This window comes from Streptomyces sp. NPDC088116, from assembly GCF_044741745.1.
Classification (GTDB): Bacteria; Actinomycetota; Actinomycetes; order Streptomycetales; family Streptomycetaceae; genus Streptomyces.
This window is the reverse complement of the sequence record NZ_JBIUTF010000001.1, coordinates 703,701-723,687: the sequence shown is the minus strand read 5'-3', so window position 1 is coordinate 723,687 and position 19,987 is coordinate 703,701. Positions and strand designations below refer to the sequence as shown.

Genomic DNA, 19,987 nt, shown 5'->3' with positions numbered 1-19,987 from the left:
GGCGGGGGGGGGGGGGGGGGCGCGGCGGGCCCCGGCGGGGGGGGCGGGGGGGGGGGGTGTGGGGGGGGGTGGGGGGGGGGGGGGGCCCGGGGGGGGGGGGGGGGGGGGGGGCGGCCCCCCCCCCCCCCGCCCCTCCATGTACAGGCGAACGATGGGTCAGCCGAGTGAGAGGCCCTTCGTCGGCAGGCCGCCGAGCAGGCCGCCCGGAGCGGCACCCGTGGTGGACTTGGCGGCGCCACCCAGCGCCTCACCGGCGCCGCCGGCGGTCTGACCGGCCGCCTTCTGCACGGCGGGGGTCGCCGTCTTGGCGGTCTTGCCGACGGTCTTGCCCACGGCCGGGACGCCCTTCTTGACGGCGTTGCCGCCGGTTTCGCCGGCGGCCTTGGTCACCGTCTGCGCGCCGCTGTCGACCGTGTTGCCCAGGGAGGCGCCGTCGAGCGAGGTGATCGCGCCGAGGTCGGTGGTCTGCGGCAGTGCCGCCGCGCTCGCGGAGCCGGCCGCACCGACCACGGGTGCTGCGCCTGCCGCGACGAGCAGCGCGGCGCGGGCGATCCGGCGGGTCAGGGGGAGGGACATGATGCTCCTTCGAGAGGGAGAGAACGGTGCGTGTCCGTCGATCGGACGCAGTGACAACCCCTCGGAGGGCGGTGAAGGTTGCGGTGAACGAAGGTAAAGAGTTGGCAATGCGTCGCATTATCGGGTACGGATAAAAACGGTCAAAGGATGGTGTTCGGGAACGGGTGACGAATCGTCACTTCGCAGGTCATGCGTGGGATGCGGTCGACGGGGCGCGCGCTGCCGAATCATCGGAAAACAGGGCGTCGGCGGGGGACGGGGCTCGTCCGTCCGGGCGATCGGTCGTACTCCCGCGCGGTGCGAATTCGAACCTCGTACGAAGACTGTCGAGGACTATCGCGCGGTGCGAATACGTACCTCTTGCGAGGCGGTTTTCCGGTCGGCCGCCGAGCCGTCGGCTGTCCGCCAGCCCTGGTGCGCCTCCTTCGCGCTCCACACCCGGCCCGCGTAGGCGACCTCGTCGATGCGCAGGGCGGTGGACTGCGCCACCGCCCACTGGGCCACTTCCCAGCCGCGCTGCGAGGCCGAGCCGCCGTTGTCCGAGCCGCCGCTGCCCAAGTCGCCGTTGTCGGAGTTGCCGCCGACCGCGTCGCGGCGCTCGCCGCCGCCCGATGCCGCGTCCTGTGCCGAAGCCGAAGCGGCCCGTACGGGCACGGAGACCACGGCGGTGCCGCCCGAAGGCCTCGCCCGCTCGGCCGGCTGCTCGGCGGGCAGCACGCCGGACCCGAAGGCCCTGACCAGCGCGGTCCGCACCTTCGCCGGGTCCCCGGGCACGTCGCTGTCGCCGGGCGCGGTACAGGTCAGCGAGGCGGCCGAGCGGCCGGTCAGCGCCGCCGCCAGCAGCGTGGCGTCCGGCTCGTGCTTCGCGTACGCCTGCGGGAAACCGCTGCGCTGCACGCGCTGTGCCGCCTCCGTGAGCGGCAGTCGCGAATACCCCGGAACCTTGACGAGATGGGCGTAGAACTCCCCGGCCGAGTAGACCGGATCCCGGATCTGCGCGGCGGTGCCCCACCCCTTCGAGGGGCGCTGCTGGAAGAGCCCGAGGGAATCCCGGTCGCCGTGGTCCAGATTGCGCAGCGCCGACTCCTGAAGGGCGGTCGCCAGCGCGATTGTGATCGCGCGCTCGGGCATCCCGCGGGTCGTACCGACCGCCGAGATCGTCGCGGCGTTCGCGGCCTGGTCCGGGGCCATCTCGTACGACGGGCTGTCGCCACCCGGCGTGTCCGTGGCGCGCACCACGCACTGTGGCGTGCCCATGACGGCGCTCAAATACTGGACCACCACGTACCCGGCCACGGCCAGCAGCACGGCGAGGGCGACCCCGATGCGCAGGAGGCGGCGGTGGCGGAAGGGGGCGGCGGTCTCGGGCACGGGGGTCACGCTACTGGAGTCGGAGAGCCCCGAAGTCCGAGTTCTGGACATGCGTACAGGGCACGTGCGCGAGTGCGGAAAGCGGCCGTGTGCGACCCAGGGAGAAGCGTGCTCGGGCGGGAACGGAAAGCGTGCTCGGGCGGGAGCGGACGAGCGCCAGGGCGGGAGCGGAGAAGCACCGGGGAGGAGCGCTAGGCAGGAGCACTCGGGAGGAGCGCTCGGGAGGGGCATTAGGGTCGAACCATGTCTGAGACCCCGCTTGACCTCACGCTGGACGGCCCGTCACTCACCGCTCGCCTCATCGACTTCCCCTCGGTCAGCGGCGACGAGAAGCCCCTCGCCGACGCGATCGAGCAGGCGCTGCGCGGCCTGCCGCATCTCACCGTCGACCGGCACGGCAACAACATCGTGGCGCGCACGCGGCTGGGCCGCGGCGAGCGGGTCATCATGGCGGGGCACATCGACACCGTCCCGATCGCCGACAACGTGCCCTCGCGGCTGGACGCCGACGGGGTGCTGTGGGGCTGCGGCGCCAGCGACATGAAGTCCGGCGTCGCCGTACAGCTGCGGATCGCGGCGACGGTCCCCGAGCCGAACCGCGACCTCACCTTCGTCTTCTACGACAACGAAGAGGTCGCCGGGCATCTGAACGGTCTCGGGCATGTGGCCGAGGCACACCCGGACTGGCTGGAAGGTGACTTCGCCATCCTGCTGGAGCCGTCCGACGGCGAGGTCGAGGGCGGCTGCCAGGGCACGCTGCGGGTCCACCTCCGTACGGCCGGGGAGCGGGCGCACTCCGCGCGCGGCTGGATGGGGTCCAACGCGATTCACGCCGCGGCACCGATCCTGGAGCGGCTCGCCCGGTACGAACCGCGTCGGCCGGTCATCGACGGACTGGAGTACCACGAGGGCCTCAACGCGGTGGGCATCGAGGGCGGCGTCGCCACCAATGTGATCCCCGACGTCTGCACGGTCGTCGTCAACTACCGCTACGCGCCGGACATCGGAGAGGACGAGGCCATCGCCCATGTCCGGGAGGTCTTCGCCGACTGCGGCGTCGCGGAGTTCATCGTGGACGACCACTCGGGTGCGGCCCTGCCGGGGCTCTCGCACCCTGCCGCCGCCGCCTTCATGGCCGCCGTCGGCGGCACCGCGAAGCCGAAGTTCGGCTGGACGGACGTCTCGCGTTTCGGCGCGCTCGGAGTGCCCGCGGTGAACTACGGCCCCGGTGACCCGATGTTCGCCCACAAGCGCGACGAGCATGTGGCCGTCGAGCGGATCGACCACTGCGAGAACCGGCTGCGTGACTGGCTCACCAAGTGAGCAGCGGACGGACTGCCGGAATTTCGCCGTTTGTCACCTCCAGGGACCTACTCTTGCCGGGTACGAAGCACAGCAGCGGAAGGAGCAGGTCATGGGCATGCCTGACGGAGAACAAAGGCCTGAGGAACAGCGGCTCGGCCCGGTGATCCGCCGTCGCGAGCAGGTTCAGCCCGGTACGACCGATCAGCGGCTGCTGGACACCGAAGGCGACTCCGAGTGGGTGCACACCGATCCCTGGCGGGTCATGCGCATCCAGTCGGAGTTCGTCGAGGGCTTCGGCGCTCTCGCCGAACTCCCCAGCGCCATCAGCGTCTTCGGCTCGGCACGTACCCCGCAGGACTCACCGGAGTACGAGGCGGCCACCCGTATCGGCGGGGCCCTGGTCGACGCCGGATTCGCGGTGATCACGGGCGGTGGCCCCGGCGCGATGGAAGCGGCGAACAAGGGCGCGCGGGCCGCGGACGGTGTCTCCGTCGGCCTCGGGATCGAGCTGCCCTTCGAGCAGGGACTCAACGCGCATGTCGACATCGGCGTGAACTTCCGCTATTTCTTCGTCCGCAAGACGATGTTCGTGAAGTACGCGCAGGGCTTCGTGGTCCTGCCGGGCGGCCTCGGCACGCTGGACGAGCTGTTCGAGGCGCTCACCCTGGTCCAGACCCGCAAGGTGACCCGCTTCCCGATCGTGCTCTTCGGTACGGAGTACTGGGGCGGCCTCGTGGACTGGCTGCGGAACACGGTCGTGGCGCAGGGCAAGGCCTCCGAGAAGGACCTGCTGCTCTTCCATGTCACGGACGACGTGGACGAGGCGGTCGCGCTGGTCACGAAGGAGACCGGCCACGACGGCTGAGGCCACCGCCGGGGGCTGCGGGACAGCCCTTGGGCCCTGTCCGGCCGGTCCTCGCCCTCAGCCCGCCAACCTGCGCGGCGCAGGGCCGGACTCCTGGCCCACCGGCCCGCCGGCCGCCGAGGCCGGCCCGGTCAGGCCAGGCCCCGGCGGGCCACCGCCGGGGGACGGTGGCCCGCGATCGTCGCCACCATGTCCAGGATCTGCTTCGTCTCGGCGACCTCGTGGACGCGGTAGACCCGCGCCCCGAGCCACGCCGACACCGCCGTCGTCGCCAGCGTGCCGAGCAGGCGCTCCTTGACCGGCTTGTCGAGCGTCTCGCCGACGAAGTCCTTGTTGGACAGCGAGACCAGGACCGGCCAGCCGGTCTCGGCCATCTCGTCCAGCCGACGGGTGGCCTCCAGCGAGTGGCGGGTGTTCTTGCCGAAGTCATGACCGGGATCGATCATGATCCCGTCCCTGCGGACGCCCAGCTCCACGGCGCGCTCGGCCAGCCCCAGCGTCACCTCCAGGATGTCCGCCACCACATCGTCGTACGCGATCCGGTGCGGCCGGGTCCTCGGCTCCGCGCCGCCCGCGTGCGTACAGACCAGCCCCGCGCCGTACCGGGCGGCGACCTCGGCCAGCGCCGGATCCACCCCGCCCCACGCGTCGTTGAGGAGATCCGCGCCCGCCTCGCAGACGGCCTCGCCGACCTCGTGCCGCCAGGTGTCGACGCTGATCACCACGTCCGGGTAGCGGCGCCGCACCTCGGCGACGAAGCCGACCGTACGGCGAGCCTCCTCGTCGGCCGTCACCTCTTCGCCGGGCCCCGCCTTCACCCCGCCGATGTCGATGATCGCGGCACCCTCCGACACCGCTCTCTCGACGCGGTCGAGGGCCGGTTCGTCGCGGAATGTCGCGCCCTGGTCGTAGAAGGAGTCCGGGGTCCGGTTGACGATCGCCATGATCACCGGCTCGTGCGTGTCGAATTCCCGCCGTCCCAGCCGCAGAGTCCCGCTGCGCATCCCCTGTGCCCTCCTCGCGTTCGTACGCCTGCGACCTTAACCGTCCTGAACGGCCCGGTCTTAACTGTCAGTGGCTCATGGCACGATCGGGACAGGACGTTTTCCTGCCAGGGGAGAAGCTCGTGTTCTTGTTCTTGCTCATCGCGATGGTCGTGGTCGTCGCCGCGGTCACGCTCGCGGTCGTCGGCGGCGGCGATCGCGCGCTCCTGCCGGAGACCACCCCGGAACAGCTGGTGGACCCCCTGCCCGCGACCCGTCCGGTCGGCCGCGCCGATGTCGACGCCCTCCGGCTGCCGGTCGGCCTGCGCGGCTACCGGATGGCGGATGTGGACGATGTGCTCGGCCGTCTCGGCGCGGAGCTCGCGGAGCGGGACGCGCGGATCGCGGAGCTGGAGTCGGCGCTGGCCGGGGCACAGGCGACCGCCGTGTCGTCGCCCGACCTCTTCAAGAGGCCGGGAGAGGAGACCGGCCGATGACCGACGGCGCCACCGAGCCGGGTCCCGACGGACGGCCCCGCTGCCCGTGGGGCCTGTCCACCGAGGACTACCTCGCGTACCACGACTCCGAATGGGGCCGCCCGGTCCACGGCGACGACGCCCTGTTCGAACGGCTGTCCCTGGAGGCGTTCCAGTCGGGGCTGTCCTGGATCACGATCCTGCGCCGCCGGGAGACCTTCCGCTCCGCTTTCGACTCCTTCAGGATCGCGTCCGTGGCGGAGTTCACCGGCACGGACCGGGAGCGGCTGCTCGCCGACCCGGGCATCATCCGCAACCGCGCCAAGGTCGACGCGACGATGGCCAACGCACGGGTTCTCGCGGACTGGTCCACGGGCGAGCTGGACGGCCTGATCTGGTCGTACGCACCCGACGCCGCGAAGCGCCCGGCGCCGAGGACGACGGCGGACGTCCCGGCGGTGACGGACGAGTCCACGGCCCTGGCCAAGGCACTGAAGAAGCGTGGCATCCGGTTCGTGGGGCCGACGACGGCGTACGCGCTGATGCAGGCGTGCGGGCTGGTGAACGACCACCTGGCGGACTGCGCGATGCGCGAGGCGTAGCGCCGCCCGGTGGGTACGGGGCGGGAGAGGCCCCGTACCCACCGGACCGTTCCTAACCGCCCACGTACTTCGGCTTCTCCTTGGACAGGAACGCCTTCACCGCGATCCCATGGTCCTGCGACGACCCCGCCCTCGACTGGAGTTCGTCCTCCTTGTCCAGCGTCTCCGCCAGTGAGTGCTCCGCCCCGTAGGCCAGGGACTCCTTGATCGCCGCGTACGCGAGCGTCGGGCCCTCGGCCAGCGCGCGGGCCACGGCGGTGGCCTCGGACGCCAGCTCGGCCGACGGGACCAGGCGGTTCACCAGGCCCCATTCGTACGCCTCGGCGGCCCGGACCGACCGGGGGAACAGCAGCAGGTCCGTGGCGCGGGCGCGGCCGATCAGGCGGGGCAGTGTCCACGAGACGCCGGAGTCGGCGGTCAGCGCCACCCCCGCGAAGGACGTGTTGAACGCGGCGGTGTCGGAGACGATCCGGTAGTCCGCCGCGAGGGCGAAGCCGAGGCCGGCGCCCGCCGCGACCCCGTTGACGCCCGCGACCACCGGCTTGGGCATCTCGGTGATCGCCCGCAGGATCGGGTTGTAGTGCTCGCGCACCGTGCTCATCGTGTCGCCGGTACCCGTCTCACGGTCCCTTTCGAGCAGGGCCACGTGTTCCTTGAGGTCCTGGCCCACACAGAACGCGCGGTCGCCGGAGGCGGTCAGCAGGACGCCGCGTACGGCGGTGTCGGCGGCCGCGGAGAGCAGCGCGTCCCGGAGGGCGGCCTTTGCCGCGATGTTCATCGCGTTCATGGCCTCGGGCCGGTTGATCGTGATCGTTGCGAGTCCGTCACTCACCTCGTACAGCACGGTGTCGGCCATGATCGGGTCCCCTTTGCGGCTCGGACGGTCCTGTCCGGGCCCAGCATGGCGGAGGTGCGTACCGTCGGTCATGTGACCTGCGTCTAAGAAAGTCGGGTTCCGGCGGCGTGCGGGGTGGCGAAGTATCGCAGGCGGATCGCCGAATTGCGTGGTTTTGCGAGAGCGCGTTGCGCAAGCGATGCCGTCCGATGTTGGTCATCGGGTCCCGCCATGCGGGATAATGAGCTGAAGCAATGTGTTCGATGCCGGTGACACAGCGCCTGTCATGGGGCCGCCGGCTGCGATGAGCTGGTTTCAGGAAGGGGAACGAGCATGGCGGCCATGAAGCCGCGAACGGGCGACGGCCCGCTCGAGGTGACCAAGGAGGGGCGGGGCATCGTCATGCGCGTTCCGCTCGAAGGCGGCGGTCGGCTTGTCGTCGAGCTGACTCCGGACGAGGCGGACGCACTCGGCGACGCGCTGAAGAAGGTCGTCGGCTGAGCGGAACGCTCACAGACTTCGGGGTGGGTCACCCCCGGACCGGCACCACCGTAGCTGCCCCGGTACCGACGAGAGTCCGTACCGGGGCAGCGCTCTGTCCTGGGGGCGTACGGGGCCTGGGGGAGTACGGCCACGGTCCTGAGGGGTACGGGCACGAGATTCCGCGCGTTCCGGCCGCGATCGCGCGTTCGGCCCGCGGCGTACGGACGCGGGCACGCGTCGGTTCAGCCGCGCCGTACCGCGCAGAGCAGGCCGTCGCCCACCGGCAGCAGGGACGGAAGCAGTTCCTGGCTCTCCCGTACGGTCCGTAGCAACTCCCGCACGCGCAGCACCTCCGCGGGCTGGGCCGCCGAGTCCACGGTCCTGCCGTCGGCGAACACGCCCTCGAAGCAGACGAGGCCGCCGGGCCTGAGCAGACGCAACGATTCAGCGAGATAGTCGAGGCACTCGAGGCGGTCGCCGTCGCAGAAGACGAGGTCGTACCCGCCGTCCGCGAGGCGCGGCAGTACGTCCAGGGCGCGGCCGGGGATGAAGCGGGCGCGATTGCCGGCGAAGCCGGCGGCGCGGAAGGCCTGCCGCGCGAACTGCTGGCGCTCGGGCTCGGTGTCGACCGTGGTCAGGACGCCGTCCGGGCGCATGCCCAGGAGCAGGTACGTCCCCGAGACACCGGTCCCCGTGCCGATCTCCGCCACCGCCTTCGCGTCCAGCGTGGCCGCGAGCAGACGCAGCGCTGCGCCGGTGCCTGGTGACACCGAGCGGAGCCCTGTCTCCCGGGCCCGGTCACGGGCCCAGCGCAGTGCTTCGTCCTCGGCGACAAAGGCGTCGGCGAACGCCCAGCTCGTCTGCCGGTTGGCGGTAATGACCCTCTCCTTGTCCCCGTTGTCGGCGCAACGGTGACTGTATCCGCTGTGCCCGGGAACCCGCAGATGGGACCAGGCGTTATGAGAGGCAGAGGAACGCGTGGATCGAGGCCGGGTCGCCGGCAGAAATCCGCGCAAAGATTCTTATCCGGAGCTAACGGGCGGAGTGGCTATGGTAGGGGCTCCACTGGACACCACCAGAGCCGATAGGGGAGGTGCGGCTGCGCCTGTGGATCGGGGAGGAGTGCTCAAGCGCTTTCTCAGGTCAGTCGGCGAGCCGAAATCCGTGACCAACATTGCTGACCGGCCTCGCTCCAACGACTCCGCAGTTACCGCGACCTTCGCATCGGATGCGGAATCGCAGGCGTGGACTCCCCCCAGCTGGGAGGAGATCGTCAGCACGCACAGCGGACGTGTCTACCGCCTCGCCTACCGCCTTACGGGCAACCAGCACGACGCCGAGGACCTGACCCAGGAAGTCTTCGTCAGAGTCTTCCGCTCGCTGTCGACCTACACCCCCGGCACCTTCGAGGGCTGGCTGCACCGCATCACCACCAATCTCTTCCTCGACATGGTCCGGCGCAAGCAGCGGATCCGCTTCGACGCGCTCGGTGACGACGCGGCCGAGCGGCTGCCCAGCCGTGAGCCGTCGCCCCAACAGGTCTTCCACGACACGCACTTCGACGCGGACGTCCAGCAGGCGCTGGACACGCTCGCGCCCGAGTTCCGTGCCGCGGTGGTGCTCTGCGACATCGAGGGGCTCAGTTACGAGGAGATCGCGGCCACGCTCGGCGTGAAGCTCGGCACCGTACGCAGCCGGATCCACCGTGGCCGCTCGCATCTGCGCACGGCCCTCTCGCACCGTTCCCCCGAGGCTCGGGCCGAGCAGCGCGCCTTTGTGAGCGTGGCGGGGGAGGGCGGAGCGGCGTGAGTGGCACAAGTTCGACCCCCGCAGAGCATCATCTGGGGGACCGACTCGCCGCGCTGGTGGACGGGGAGCTGGACCATGACGCGCGTGAGCGTGTGCTGGCCCATCTGGCGACCTGTGGCCAGTGCAAGGCGGAGGCCGACGCCCAGCGCCGGCTGAAGAGTGTCTTCGCGCAGAGCGCTCCGCCGGCCCCCTCCGCCGGGCTGCTCTCCAGACTCCAGGCACTTCCCGGCGGACTGCCCGGAGATGACGACGACGGAAAAGGACTCTTCGACGGGGGCCGCTTCGGTGACGGCGTCTTCGGTGTGCGCGCGGCCGGTTTCGGTTATCTGCCCGCCGGTGCCCACGCGGCCACGCTTCCCAGTGACTCCGGTTTCCGGATCCATGAGATCGGGCGCCAGGAGGCCGAGCGGTCGCCGTGGCGTGGACGGCGCTTCGCCTTCGCGGCGGCCAGCGCGGTGTCGTTCGCCGCGATGGCCCTCGGCGGGACGATGCCGCTCGGCACGGCCGCCGACACCCTTCCGCGCGGTGTGGGGAACAACGTGACCCCCATGCGGGCCCCCGGCACCACGGTCCCGGTCTCCGTCGGCAGCGAATCCAACCGCCGTCAGGGCGGTGGGGGCGGCAACGGAAAGCAGTCGCAGTCCGCCGAGCGTCCGGTCGCCGCCGCTCCTCCCGGCATGTTCCAGGCGCAGACGCTCTCCGAGCGCGCGTTCTCGACGGGGGTCCTGCCCAGCTCCACGCCGGGGCCGCTGATCCAGCCCCCCGGCCCGGTCCTCCGGATCGACGCGGCTGCCGGTGGCGGCCCCACGACCACGCCGCGCCCCACCCAGCTCGCCGCCCCGACACTGCCTTCCGTACCGGTTTCCCCCCGGCGCTGACCGGTGTGGCACCAGGTCCCTGCGCGGACATTCGTAAACCTGGTTGAATCCCCTGCAGGGGCGCCCCCGGCCGGGCGCGGAACGGCAGTTGCGGGGAGAACATGGACGACGGGAAGCCCACCGGACCCAAGGCGAAGTGGTGGAGCCGTCCCTCAGCGGGACGCGCGGTATCGCCGGAGCCCGAGGTGCCGCCCGCCCGTGGCGACGGGGCGACGACGTCGCCACTCCCGCGCACTGACGACGCGTCAGCCGATGTAGCGGCTGACGCGCCGGTTGATGTGCCGGTGCCCGCCGATCAGGTGCCGACGCGGTCCGGACCGGCTCCGGTGGCCGCCGACGAGGGGTGGATATCCGCCGATCCGGCTCCCGTTCCCGCCGATCCGCTCCCGCTGCCGGCCGATCCGCCTTCGCCCTCTCCCGGCGCGGCCCCGCCCCCTTCCGGTCCGGCGCGGGCGTCCGTCGGCGAGGGACCCGTACCCCGGCAGGGGCGCCCGCAGCCGCTGCACGAGCCCGACGAGTACAGCACACCTCCCTACGGCGGTCCCGGGCCCTGGGCGCTCGCACCGCCCGTACAGCGCCCCACCCCGGCGCACGGCACTCAACTGCCGCCCGTCCCGCCGCCGTACGCCGCATCGCACGGCGCCCACGACAGCGGGACCGTCCCGCCCGCTCCGCCCGTCCCACAGCCGCCCCAGGACGCCGCGCAGCCCCATCCGCAGGGCTTTCGGCAGCCGGGGTCCGGGAGCCATCCGCAGCCTCAGTCCCCGGCCGCGGCCCATCCCCCGTTCCCGGCGTCGCAGTGGCTCCAGTACGACCCCTGGAGCAGCCCCGGCTCCGCACCCGGACAGCAGCCGCTGACCCAGTACGGTGAGCCGCGCCCGAAGCGGCGGCGCGCCGGGCTCGCCGCCGCGCTGCTTCTCGGCTTCGCCGCCTGTGTCGTGGGCGGCGCGGCCGGCGCGTACGTCGAACGCAACGGCGGCCTCACCAGCGTCGAACTCCCGCAGTCGAGCGGGGAGTCCGGTGGCCGGGCCCCCGACAGCGTCGCGGGCATCGCCGCCAGCGCCCTGCCCAGCGTCGTCACCCTGCATGTCAGCGGCAACGGCGAGCAGGGCACCGGTACGGGCTTCGTCCTCGACCGGCAGGGCCACATCCTCACCAACAACCATGTCGTCTCTCCCGCGTCGTCCGCCGGAGAGATATCCGTCACGTTCAGCGGCGGCGAGACCGCCAAGGCCGAGCTGGTGGGCAACGACAGCGGCTACGACCTGGCCGTCGTCAAGGTGACCGGGGTCTCCGGGCTCAAGCCGCTGCCGCTGGGCAACTCGGACGCCGTCCGGGTCGGCGACCCGGTGGTGGCCATCGGCGCCCCCTTCGACCTGTCCAACACGGTGACCTCCGGGATCATCAGCGCCAAGGAGCGCCCCATCACCGCCGGTGGGGAGAAGGGCGACGGCAGCGACATCAGCTATGTGGACGCGCTCCAGACCGACGCCCCGATAAACCCCGGCAATTCCGGCGGTCCGCTGGTGGACGCCCGCGCCCGCGTCATCGGCATCAACAGCGCGATCCGCGCGGCGGACAGCGGCTCCGGCCTCGAAGGCGGCCAGTCCGGATCCATCGGTCTCGGCTTCGCCATACCCATCAACCAGGGCAAGCGCGTCGCCGAGGAGCTGATCAACACGGGCAGGGCCACGCACCCCGTGATCGGCGTCAGCCTCGACATGGACTACGCGGGGGACGGCGCCCGGGTCGGCGCCAAGGCAGCCGACGGCGGTCCCGCCGTGACCACCGGCGGCCCCGGGGCCAAGGCCGGGATCAGGCCCGGGGACGTCATCACCGAGGTGAACGGCCAGCGGGTGCACAGCGGCGAGGAACTCATCGTCAAGATCCGTGCCCACCGGCCGGGCGACCGGCTGAGGCTGACCGTGGTCCGCGGCGGCAAGGAACGGCCCGTCACACTGGCCCTGGGCTCGGCGTCCGGCACCTGAAGGTCACCCGGAGGTACCGCCCGTACAGGTCGGGCGGGTACCGTGGAGCGGCCCGGACCCTTGACCCGTCTCAGGCCAGGACGACGACGACCTCGACCCCGTCCGACCACCTCGACCCCGTTTGCGGGCACGGAGAACCGAAGGAGCAGCAAGGTGTTCAATGACGTCGGTGGCCTCGAACTGGTCACGATCGTGGTCCTTGCCATCCTTGTCTTCGGTCCGGAGAAGCTGCCCAAGGTCATCCAGGACGCCTCGCGCTTCATCCGCAAGATCCGTGAGTTCTCCGAGAGCGCCAAGGAAGACATCCGCTCCGAGCTGGGCCCCGAGTTCAAGGACTTCGAGTTCGAGGACCTGAACCCCAAGGCGTTCGTCCGCAAGCAGCTGATGGACGGCGACGACGAATACGGGCTGAAGGAGATCCGCAGCAGCTTCGACCTCCGTAAGGAGATCTCCGACGTCACGGACGCGGTGAACGGCCGGGAGAGCGACTCCGCCGCGTCGGACACACCGGCGGCTCCGGTGGCCTCCGCGAGCGGTTCCGCGGGCACCCCCGATCTGCTCAAGAAGCGCGACACGCCGGATCAGCCCGTCCGGCCGCCTTTCGACGCAGACGCCACCTGAGCACCGCCTATCCCTACGAGTCGGGCACCGGGTGGCTATCCTCCATCTGTCCGGCAGTGAGGCGCCCGTCGAGGGCGGGCCGCTGCGGACGCACGAGATCGAGGAGGCGCCGGCCAGATGGAGACGACGAGTCAGGCAGGGGCGCGGAGCGCCGCCAGCTCATCCACCGCCGAGGGCATGCTCACGGGCCGCCGTACGGCCGCCGACTATCTGCGCGCTGCTTTCCCCTGGTACGGACTGGACGAGGCCTTCACCGGGCCACGCTGGCTGATGCAGGTCGGCGCCACCGCCGACGGCACCGTGCGGCACGGCGCGACGGGCCACGGCGAGGAGCCGTCGATAAGACCGGACGCCGCCAGTGTGGAGAAGGAACGCTTCGCTGTGGTCGTCACGGTGGCCACCAGCCCCGAACGCACCACCAATGACGGCAGGGGCCAGCTGGACGCCACCACGGCCTCCTCGGCGGCCTGGCTGGCCGGGGCGGGGCTGCTGTCCTCCACCTGGCCCGTGCAGCTGGACCACACCCTGCGCGACGACTGGCTGAAGCAGCAGACGGAGGCCGCGTTCGAGCTGGCGGACGATCTCGACGGAGCCGCCTGGTCGTCGCTCTCGCTGCCCGTCGACGGGGTGGCGACGCCCTTCCACTACCGCGAGTCCGAGTTCGGCTGGGTGCTGGCCGGTTCGACGGAGGGCGGCGTCCATCTGGGCGCGTACGGACGGGGGATGAGCGCGTACGGGCTCGGCTTCTCGGTGATCGCCGACATCAGGTCGTACGGCGCGTAGGCAGGCCCGGTCGTGCATACGGCGCGCAGGCAGGCCGGTCGTACGGCGCGCAGGCAGGCCTGTGAGGGCGGCACACCACGCGCCCACCGGCGCACACCGCGCGCATGAGTAAGGGGCGACCGCAATGGCGGTCGCCCCTTACCTGTGGTCCCGGTGCCGGGGTCCGAGCGCCCGGGGCCCGAGCGCCCGGGGCCCGAGCGCCCGGCCGGCGCCGCGGACTCAGAACTTGTTGCGCGGGGTGACTCCCAGCGACATGCCCGACAGGCCGCGCTGACGGCTGCCCAGCTTGGTCGCGACCTCGCGCAGCGCCGTGGCCGCCGGCGAGTCCGGGTCGGAGAGGACGATCGGCTTGCCCTCGTCGCCGCCCTCCCGCAGCCGTACGTCGATCGGGATCGCACCCAGCACCGGCACCGTGGCGCCGGTCGTCTTCGTCAGCCCCTCGGCCACCAGCTTCCCGCCGCCCGTACCGAAGACGTCGATCATCTCGTCGCAGTGCGGGCAGGGCAGGCCCGACATGTTCTCGACCACGCCGACGATCTTCTGGTGGGTCTGTACGGCGATGGAGCCGGCCCGCTCGGCGACCTCGGCCGCGGCCTGCTGCGGGGTGGTGACCACCAGGATCTCGGCGTTCGGTACCAGCTGCGCCACCGAGATCGCGATGTCGCCGGTCCCCGGCGGCAGGTCCAGCAGCAGCACGTCGAGGTCGCCCCAGTAGACGTCCGCGAGGAACTGCTGGAGCGCGCGGTGCAGCATCGGTCCACGCCACACCACCGGCGTGTTGCCCGGCGTGAACATGCCGATGGAGATCACCTTCACGCCGTTCGCCGACGGCGGCATGATCATGTTCTCGACCTGGGTGGGTTTGCCGTCGGCGCCGAGCATCCGGGGCACGCTGTGCCCGTAGATGTCCGCGTCGACCACACCGACCTTCAGCCCGTCGGCCGCCATCGCCGCCGCCAGGTTGACCGTCACCGAGGACTTGCCGACCCCGCCCTTGCCCGAGGCCACCGCGTACACCCGGGTCAGCGAGCCGGGCTGGGCGAACGGCACCTCGCGCTCGGCGGTCCCGCCGCGCAACGAGGCCGCCAGCTCGCGCCGCTGCTCGTCGCCCATCACATCCAGCGTCACGTCGACGCGCGTGACACCCTCGACCCGGGCGACCGCGTCCGTCACCGTGCGCGTGATGGTGTCGCGCATCGGGCAGCCGGACACCGTGAGATAGACCGTGACAGCCACCGCGCCGTCGGCACCGATATCCACCGATTTCACCATGCCGAGATCGGTGATCGGCCGGTGGATCTCGGGGTCGTTCACCGTCGCCAGCGCGTCGCGCACCGCTTCTTCCGCGGGGACGGCGGTTCCGTACGTGTCGGTAGCCATACGGAGATGGTACGGCGCGCCGGGCCGCCCGGGGAAAATCCGTCAGCGGTCGGATTCCTCACGCCCGTGCCCGCCCTCCGTCGGGAAGACGACCCGGTGCTCCACCAGGTCCCGCACCAGATCCTGGAGCTCGGAGCGGATCCAGTCCCTGGTCGCGACCTCTCCCACGCCGATCCGCAGCGCCGCGATCTCCCGGGTCAGGTACTCGGTGTCCGCGATCGAGCGCTCGTTCTGCTTGCGTTCCTGCTCCTGGGTGACCCGGTCCCGGTCGTCCTGGCGGTTCTGCGCCAGCAGGATCAGCGGCGCGGCGTACGAGGCCTGGAGCGAGAGCATCAGGGTCAGGAAGATGAACGGATACGGGTCGAAGCGCAGCGGGCGCGGGGCCGCGATGTTCCAGATCACCCACACGATGATGATCAGGGTCATCCAGACGATGAAGCGGCCCGTCCCCAGGAAGCGGGCGACCCGTTCGGAGAGCCGCCCGAAGGCCTCGGGGTCGTACTCGGGCAGGAGTTTGCGCTGCGGGGCGCGCGGCTGGTCGAGCCGTACCCGGCCGCCGCGCGCCAGCGCGGTCGACCCGGCGCCGGAACGGCCCTTCGGGTGCTCCCGGCCGCGCTCCTTGTCCTGGCGCTCAGTCGCCACCGGGCACCTCCCCCAGGTCGTGGAAGCCGGCCTCGCGCCAGTCGTCCGGCAGCAGGTGATCGAGCACGTCGTCGACCGTCACCGCGCCGAGCAGTGCCCCGGTGTCGTCCACGACGGGCACCGCGACCATGTTGTACGCCGCGAGATGGCTGGTGACCTCGGGCAGCGGGGTGTCCGGGGGGAGTGGCGGCAGGTCGCTGTCCACGATCGAGCTGACCAGTGTGTACGGCGGGTCCCGCAGCAGCCGCTGGAAGTGGACCGTGCCCAGGTACTTGCCGGTCGGGGTCTCGTCCGGCGGGCGGCACACGTAGACCTGCGCCGCGAGTGCGGGGGAGAGGTCCTGCTGCCGTACCCGGGCCAGCGCGTCCGCCACCGTCGCGTCAGGCCGCAGCACGATCGGATCGGTGGTCATCAGGCCGCCCGCGGTTCGCTCCTCGTACGCCATCAGCCGCCGTACGTCGGCCGCGTCGTTCGGCCGCATCAGGGTCAGCAGCCGCTCCTTGTCCGCCTCGGGCAGCTCGGAGAGCAGATCGGCCGCGTCGTCCGGGTCCATCGCCTCCAGGACGTCGGCCGCGCGCTCCTCCTTGAGCTTGCCGAGGATCTCCACCTGGTCGTCCTCGGGCAGCTCCTCCAGGACGTCCGCGAGCCGGTCGTCGTCGAGGGCGGCGGCCACCTCGGCCCGCCGTTTGGGCGTCAGATGGTGCAGCGCGTTGGCGAGATCGAGCGGACGCAGCTGCTCGAAGGTGGCGACGAGACTCTCCGCGCCCTGCCCTTCCTCCTCCAGGGAGAAGCCGGTGACCGCCGACCACTCGACGGTCAGCGCCTCGCCCGTCCGCCGTCCGCCACCGCCCTTCCAGGGAAGGCCTCCGCGCCCGGCCATCTGCCGCAGCGCGCCGCCCTTCCTGCCACGCCGTACGAAGACCTTGTCGATCTCCCAGTCCCGGCGGGCCGGCAGCTGCTGGACGGAGACATCGATCACCGTCACCTCTTCGTCGCTCTCCACCAGCCGCACCCGGCGGTCGAGCAGCTCGCCGAGGACCAGGCGTTCGGTCGGCCGCTGCTCGAAGCGCCGTACGTTGACCACGCCCGTGGTGATCACCTGACCCGACTCGATGCCGGTGACCCGGGTCATGGGCAGGAAGATCCGGCGTCTGCTGAGCACCTCGACGACCAGCCCGATCAGCCGTGGCGGGCGTCGGCCGACCCGCAACATCGCCACCAGGTCCCGGACCCGCCCCACCTGGTCGCCGCTGGGATCGAAGACCGGCACACCGGCCAGATGGGAGACGAAGACCCTCGGGGCGACTGCTGGCATGCCGAGCGCCTCCTTGCTCCGTGCCGTCCCGGCTCAGCGCTCCGTGCTGTCCGCTCCGCCTGGAACGTGTCGCCGAATGTCCCTTTATCCACAGGGATAACGGGTTCAGGCTAGCCCGTACCGCTGCGGTACGCCTTGGCGGATCCACCTGTACGGCTCTCTGTCGAGAGCTGCGTCCGGCCCGGGTACGCTGCGGTCTGCCACCCCCCGCGCGCGTTTGAGAGGCAGTGCGTCTTGTCCGTTCTCCCGTCGTCAGGCCGTGCCCGTAGAGCCGCTCTCGCCGCCTCGCTCTGTGTGGGACTGGCCGCGCTGCTCACCGCGTGCGGCGAGGACGAGGACCCGGACAAGGGGACGAACGGCGCCGGGAAACTCACCGCCACCCAGATCGAGAAGAGGGCACAGGCGGCCGCGGGCGCGGCGGGCGCGGTCCGTCTCTCCGGCTCGCTGGTCAGCAAGGGCCAGACGTACAAGCTCAACATGCGGCTCAAGGAGAACGGCGGCATGGGCTCGGTCACCTCGAAGAGCAGCACGTTCCAGCTGCTGCGTATCGAGGACACCCTCTACCTGAAGGCCGACGCCGGGTTCTGGAAGCACGCGGACGACGAGTCCGGGAGCGCCGAGGACGCCTCGGTCGCCGGAAAGCTCTCGGACAAGTACGTGAAGGTCCCGCAGGAGGACCCGTCGTACAAGCAGCTGAGCGGCTTCACGGACAAGAGCGTGCTTCTCGGCGGGTTGCTGACGCTGCACGGAGAGCTGAGCAAGGGCGACCGGGACAGGATCGGCGGCGTACGGACCATCAAGGTCAACGGCAGCGAGGGCGCCGGCGGGACGCTGGACGTCTCGCTGGAGGGCACGCCGTACCCCCTGCAACTGGTACGCGCGGGCGGCGCGGGGACGGTCACCCTGGCCGACTGGGGCAAGGACTTCGAGCTGGAGGCCCCGGCCAAGGAGCAGACCGTCGACTACGGAAGCAGGCTTCCGGGGTCGGCCGACTGACCTTCCCGGGGCACCCACGGGCTCCCGCGGCCGACGAGGGCTCAGCCCCGCTTCCTTCCCTTGCCGCCCTTGCCGCGCTTCAGCAGCAGCCGTCCCAGCGACGCGGGCGCGGGCTCACGGGTCGTCGCCCCGGTCGGCAGCGGTACGGCCGCTCCGGAGCCCTGGGGCAGTTCGGTGATCGCGTCCTGGGGCACCAGCCGCAGCACCCGGCACTCACGTGCCCAGCGCTCGGTCATGACCTCGGCGTCCGGCGCGTTGAGCCGCTTGCCCTTGAGCTCGGCGACGGCGCTCTCCCAGGCTTCCGAGCGCGGCGGGAGTTCGGTGACCGCCGCCGTCCACGCGACGAGCCGGCCGCCCTTGTCCTTGCTGCGTACGGTCACCTCGGCCGCGACGCCGTCCACGAGCCCCGGCAGCGGCTGCTCCCCGGGACCGTCCCCGACCAGCAGCGCCGCGCCCTCGTGCCAGATGTGCCAGAGCGCACGGGCCGGTTCCGAGCCGCGCACCCAGATGAGGGCGGACTTCTTGGTGGCCTCCTCGACGAGCGCCTGGCCGAGCTGCGGTTCTGTCATGCGGGCAGCCTATCCAGCGGCGGGAGACGGCGTTACGGGGCCGCGGTCGAAAGACTCTAGAGCCACCCGTTGCGCTTGAGCGTCCGATGGATCGTCAGGCAGGTGATGCCGATCGCGACGAGCACCATCGGATAGCCGAACCGCCACTGCAACTCCGGCATGTGCTCGAAGTTCATGCCGTAGATCCCGCAGACGGCCGTCGGTACGGCGATGATGGCCGCCCAGGACGTGATCTTGCGCATGTCCTCGTTCTGCGCGACCGTCGCCTGCGCCAGATTCGCCTGGAGGATCGAGTTGAGCAGTTCGTCGAAGCCGATGACCTGCTCGTGCACCCGGGCCAGGTGGTCGGCGACATCACGGAAGTACTTCTGGATGTCCGGGTCGATCAGCCGCATCGGCCGCTCGCTCAGCAGTTGCATCGGCCGCAGCAGCGGCGAGACGGCCCGCTTGAACTCCAGCACCTCACGCTTGAGCTGGTAGATCCGCCCGGCGTCCGAGCCGCGCGGGCCGCCCTTCGCGGGTGCCGAGAACACATCGATCTCGACCTCGTCGATGTCGTCCTGCACGGCCCCCGCCACCGCGACGTACCCGTCGACGACATGGTCGGAGATGGAGTGCAGCACGGCCGAAGGACCTTTGGCGAGCAATTCGGCGTCCGACTCCAGGCGGTGGCGGAGATTGCGCAGCGAGCCCCTGCCGCCGTGCCGGACGGTGATGACGAAGTCGCGGCCGGTGAAGCACATGACCTCGCCGGTGTCGACCACCTCGCTGGTCGCGGTCAGTTCGGTGTGCTCGACATAGTGGATGGTCTTGAAGACGGTGAACAGGGTGTCGTCGTACCGCTCCAGCTTGGGCCGCTGGTGCGCGTGCACCGCGTCCTCCACGGCCAGCGGGTGCAGCCCGAACTCGGCCGCGATACCGGCGAACTCCTCCTCGGTCGGCTCGTGGAGGCCGATCCAGGCGAAGCCGCCGCCCTCGCGCACGCGCAGCATCGCCTCGTGCGGGGTGACGCAGGGATCTTGTACGACCCGCCGGCCGTCGCGGTAGACCGCGCAGTCGACGACCGCGCTCGACGCGGAGGGGTCCCGGGTCGCGTCGTACGTGTCGTACTTGCTGTACGCGGCGTTGTTCTTGCGCAGGGACGGGCGGACCGCTTCTCGCAGGTCACGGATCATCGACATGGCGGGCTCCTTCACGCAGAAGCCGTCGGCGAGGTGTGGCACAGCCCGGAATGAGGACGTGAGGCTACGTCCGCAAAGCGGGCGGCACCGCGGGTTCGCGGTGACGGCGTTCGCTACAGACAGGCACAAACGCAAGCAAATGAGAGAAGCGCTCTTCCGCTGTGCGGATGCCGTGAGCCTGGACGAATGAGACGGGAAACCGTCAGGCGGACGCGGAGGAAATTCGTGCGGAAGAGCGGCTGGTACTGGCCGGGTGACTTCGATCCACCGCAGCCCCACCTCCTCCGGCCGGTCCCCCGTGGGGGATGACGTGATGTCGGGACTGGAGA

The 19,987-nt window shown here is 71.2% G+C and carries 20 protein-coding genes and 1 pseudogene; 11 read left to right on the top strand and 10 right to left on the bottom strand.

The features are described from left to right. Window positions 1-156: 156 nt before the first annotated feature. Both ACIOJD_RS03170 and ACIOJD_RS03165 read right to left on the bottom strand, forming a co-directional pair. Window positions 157-576, bottom strand: coding sequence for an ATP-binding protein (locus ACIOJD_RS03170; RefSeq protein WP_401907930.1), 420 nt, complete (start codon window positions 574-576; stop codon window positions 157-159). A gap of 333 nt (window positions 577-909) precedes the next feature. After that, complete coding sequence (locus tag ACIOJD_RS03165) at window positions 910-1,947, bottom strand: hypothetical protein (RefSeq protein WP_401907929.1); 1,038 nt, start codon at window positions 1,945-1,947, stop codon at window positions 910-912. A 243-nt stretch (window positions 1,948-2,190) separates the two neighbouring features. Between ACIOJD_RS03165 and dapE the strand changes: the two genes are divergently transcribed. Together dapE and ACIOJD_RS03155 are read left to right on the top strand one after the other, a co-directional pair. Continuing rightward, complete coding sequence (gene dapE / locus ACIOJD_RS03160; RefSeq protein ID WP_401907928.1) at window positions 2,191-3,270, top strand: succinyl-diaminopimelate desuccinylase; 1,080 nt, start codon at window positions 2,191-2,193, stop codon at window positions 3,268-3,270. 91 nt (window positions 3,271-3,361) lie between these two features. Then, complete coding sequence (locus ACIOJD_RS03155) at window positions 3,362-4,117, top strand: TIGR00730 family Rossman fold protein (RefSeq protein WP_401907927.1); 756 nt, start codon at window positions 3,362-3,364, stop codon at window positions 4,115-4,117. A 131-nt stretch (window positions 4,118-4,248) separates the two neighbouring features. Here ACIOJD_RS03155 and folP read toward each other — a convergent pair whose 3' ends face one another. Continuing rightward, the gene (folP, locus tag ACIOJD_RS03150) at window positions 4,249-5,121 is read right to left on the bottom strand and encodes a dihydropteroate synthase (RefSeq protein WP_401907926.1); all 873 of its coding nucleotides are present in this window, start codon (window positions 5,119-5,121) and stop codon (window positions 4,249-4,251) included. A gap of 122 nt (window positions 5,122-5,243) precedes the next feature. Here folP and ACIOJD_RS03145 point away from each other — a divergent pair, with 122 nt between their 5' ends. Together ACIOJD_RS03145 and ACIOJD_RS03140 are read left to right on the top strand one after the other, a co-directional pair. Further along, complete coding sequence (locus tag ACIOJD_RS03145) at window positions 5,244-5,597, top strand: DivIVA domain-containing protein (RefSeq protein WP_401907925.1); 354 nt, start codon at window positions 5,244-5,246, stop codon at window positions 5,595-5,597. Then, window positions 5,594-6,178: a DNA-3-methyladenine glycosylase I gene (locus ACIOJD_RS03140; RefSeq protein ID WP_401907924.1), complete on the top strand. Its 585-nt coding sequence runs from the start codon at window positions 5,594-5,596 to the stop codon at window positions 6,176-6,178. Before ACIOJD_RS03145 ends, ACIOJD_RS03140 begins: the two co-directional genes overlap by 4 nt. A 52-nt stretch (window positions 6,179-6,230) precedes the next feature. Here the strand turns inward: ACIOJD_RS03140 and ACIOJD_RS03135 are convergent, their stop codons facing one another. After that, window positions 6,231-7,034 carry an enoyl-CoA hydratase/isomerase family protein gene (locus tag ACIOJD_RS03135; RefSeq protein ID WP_401907923.1) on the bottom strand — a complete coding sequence of 268 codons (804 nt, stop codon included), beginning with the start codon at window positions 7,032-7,034 and terminating at the stop codon, window positions 6,231-6,233. 312 nt (window positions 7,035-7,346) lie between these two features. Between ACIOJD_RS03135 and ACIOJD_RS03130 the strand changes: the two genes are divergently transcribed. Then, window positions 7,347-7,514 (top strand): DUF3117 domain-containing protein, encoded by a 168-nt coding sequence (locus ACIOJD_RS03130; RefSeq protein WP_003966491.1) that lies wholly within the window; start codon window positions 7,347-7,349, stop codon window positions 7,512-7,514. Between the two features lie 224 nt (window positions 7,515-7,738). Here the strand turns inward: ACIOJD_RS03130 and ACIOJD_RS03125 are convergent. Then, a pseudogene (locus tag ACIOJD_RS03125) lies at window positions 7,739-8,405 on the bottom strand (O-methyltransferase). A 141-nt stretch (window positions 8,406-8,546) separates the two neighbouring features. Here ACIOJD_RS03125 and sigE point away from each other — a divergent pair. From sigE to ACIOJD_RS03100, 5 genes are all read left to right on the top strand, one after another. Continuing rightward, window positions 8,547-9,305 carry an RNA polymerase sigma factor SigE gene (sigE, locus tag ACIOJD_RS03120; RefSeq protein ID WP_401907922.1) on the top strand — a complete coding sequence of 253 codons (759 nt, stop codon included), beginning with the start codon at window positions 8,547-8,549 and terminating at the stop codon, window positions 9,303-9,305. Then, window positions 9,302-10,183, top strand: a complete 882-nt coding sequence (locus ACIOJD_RS03115; protein WP_401907921.1) for an anti-sigma factor family protein — start codon at window positions 9,302-9,304, stop codon at window positions 10,181-10,183. The genes sigE and ACIOJD_RS03115 overlap by 4 nt, the downstream gene beginning before the upstream one ends. Window positions 10,184-10,284: 101 nt before the next feature. Beyond that, the gene (locus ACIOJD_RS03110; protein ID WP_401907920.1) at window positions 10,285-12,171 is read left to right on the top strand and encodes a trypsin-like peptidase domain-containing protein; all 1,887 of its coding nucleotides are present in this window, start codon (window positions 10,285-10,287) and stop codon (window positions 12,169-12,171) included. Between the two features lie 153 nt (window positions 12,172-12,324). Beyond that, entirely contained in the window at window positions 12,325-12,792 is a 468-nt protein-coding gene (locus ACIOJD_RS03105) for a sec-independent translocase (RefSeq protein WP_401907919.1), read from the top strand. Window positions 12,793-12,909: 117 nt separating this feature from the next. Continuing rightward, complete coding sequence (locus ACIOJD_RS03100) at window positions 12,910-13,575, top strand: hypothetical protein (protein ID WP_401907918.1); 666 nt, start codon at window positions 12,910-12,912, stop codon at window positions 13,573-13,575. A gap of 219 nt (window positions 13,576-13,794) precedes the next feature. Here the strand turns inward: ACIOJD_RS03100 and ACIOJD_RS03095 are convergent, their stop codons facing one another. From ACIOJD_RS03095 to ACIOJD_RS03085, 3 genes are read right to left on the bottom strand one after another with little or no spacing between them, the layout of a single operon-like run. Continuing rightward, window positions 13,795-14,955, bottom strand: coding sequence for an Mrp/NBP35 family ATP-binding protein (locus ACIOJD_RS03095; protein ID WP_401877411.1), 1,161 nt, complete (start codon window positions 14,953-14,955; stop codon window positions 13,795-13,797). Between the two features lie 42 nt (window positions 14,956-14,997). Continuing rightward, complete coding sequence (locus tag ACIOJD_RS03090) at window positions 14,998-15,597, bottom strand: DUF1003 domain-containing protein (protein WP_401907917.1); 600 nt, start codon at window positions 15,595-15,597, stop codon at window positions 14,998-15,000. Then, window positions 15,587-16,912, bottom strand: a complete 1,326-nt coding sequence (locus ACIOJD_RS03085; protein WP_401907916.1) for a magnesium transporter MgtE N-terminal domain-containing protein — start codon at window positions 16,910-16,912, stop codon at window positions 15,587-15,589. The genes ACIOJD_RS03090 and ACIOJD_RS03085 overlap by 11 nt, the downstream gene beginning before the upstream one ends. Window positions 16,913-17,206: 294 nt before the next feature. Between ACIOJD_RS03085 and ACIOJD_RS03080 the strand changes: the two genes are divergently transcribed. Then, window positions 17,207-17,908: a hypothetical protein gene (locus ACIOJD_RS03080; protein WP_401907915.1), complete on the top strand. Its 702-nt coding sequence runs from the start codon at window positions 17,207-17,209 to the stop codon at window positions 17,906-17,908. 41 nt (window positions 17,909-17,949) lie between these two features. On the opposite strand, the gene ACIOJD_RS03075 is transcribed toward ACIOJD_RS03080, so the two are convergent. Then, window positions 17,950-18,477: a hypothetical protein gene (locus tag ACIOJD_RS03075; protein WP_401907914.1), complete on the bottom strand. Its 528-nt coding sequence runs from the start codon at window positions 18,475-18,477 to the stop codon at window positions 17,950-17,952. A gap of 56 nt (window positions 18,478-18,533) precedes the next feature. After that, a complete protein-coding gene (locus ACIOJD_RS03070; RefSeq protein WP_401907913.1) occupies window positions 18,534-19,658 on the bottom strand; it encodes a magnesium and cobalt transport protein CorA in 1,125 nt (374 codons plus the stop codon). Window positions 19,659-19,987: the final 329 nt, after the last annotated feature.

Excerpts from the sequence above, each read along its gene's own strand:
- ACIOJD_RS03170 (WP_401907930.1), bottom strand. The coding sequence starts at position 576 with ATGTCCCTCCCCCTGACCCGCCGGATCGCCCGCGCCGCGCTGCTCGTC.
- dapE (WP_401907928.1), top strand. The coding sequence starts at position 2,191 with ATGTCTGAGACCCCGCTTGACCTCACGCTGGACGGCCCGTCACTCACC.
- ACIOJD_RS03155 (WP_401907927.1), top strand. The coding sequence starts at position 3,362 with ATGGGCATGCCTGACGGAGAACAAAGGCCTGAGGAACAGCGGCTCGGC.
- folP (WP_401907926.1), bottom strand. The coding sequence starts at position 5,121 with ATGCGCAGCGGGACTCTGCGGCTGGGACGGCGGGAATTCGACACGCAC.
- ACIOJD_RS03140 (WP_401907924.1), top strand. The coding sequence starts at position 5,594 with ATGACCGACGGCGCCACCGAGCCGGGTCCCGACGGACGGCCCCGCTGC.
- ACIOJD_RS03135 (WP_401907923.1), bottom strand. The coding sequence starts at position 7,034 with ATGGCCGACACCGTGCTGTACGAGGTGAGTGACGGACTCGCAACGATC.
- ACIOJD_RS03130 (WP_003966491.1), top strand. The coding sequence starts at position 7,347 with ATGGCGGCCATGAAGCCGCGAACGGGCGACGGCCCGCTCGAGGTGACC.
- sigE (WP_401907922.1), top strand. The coding sequence starts at position 8,547 with ATGGTAGGGGCTCCACTGGACACCACCAGAGCCGATAGGGGAGGTGCG.
- ACIOJD_RS03110 (WP_401907920.1), top strand. The coding sequence starts at position 10,285 with ATGGACGACGGGAAGCCCACCGGACCCAAGGCGAAGTGGTGGAGCCGT.
- ACIOJD_RS03100 (WP_401907918.1), top strand. The coding sequence starts at position 12,910 with ATGGAGACGACGAGTCAGGCAGGGGCGCGGAGCGCCGCCAGCTCATCC.
- ACIOJD_RS03095 (WP_401877411.1), bottom strand. The coding sequence starts at position 14,955 with ATGGCTACCGACACGTACGGAACCGCCGTCCCCGCGGAAGAAGCGGTG.
- ACIOJD_RS03085 (WP_401907916.1), bottom strand. The coding sequence starts at position 16,912 with ATGCCAGCAGTCGCCCCGAGGGTCTTCGTCTCCCATCTGGCCGGTGTG.
- ACIOJD_RS03075 (WP_401907914.1), bottom strand. The coding sequence starts at position 18,477 with ATGACAGAACCGCAGCTCGGCCAGGCGCTCGTCGAGGAGGCCACCAAG.
- ACIOJD_RS03070 (WP_401907913.1), bottom strand. The coding sequence starts at position 19,658 with ATGTCGATGATCCGTGACCTGCGAGAAGCGGTCCGCCCGTCCCTGCGC.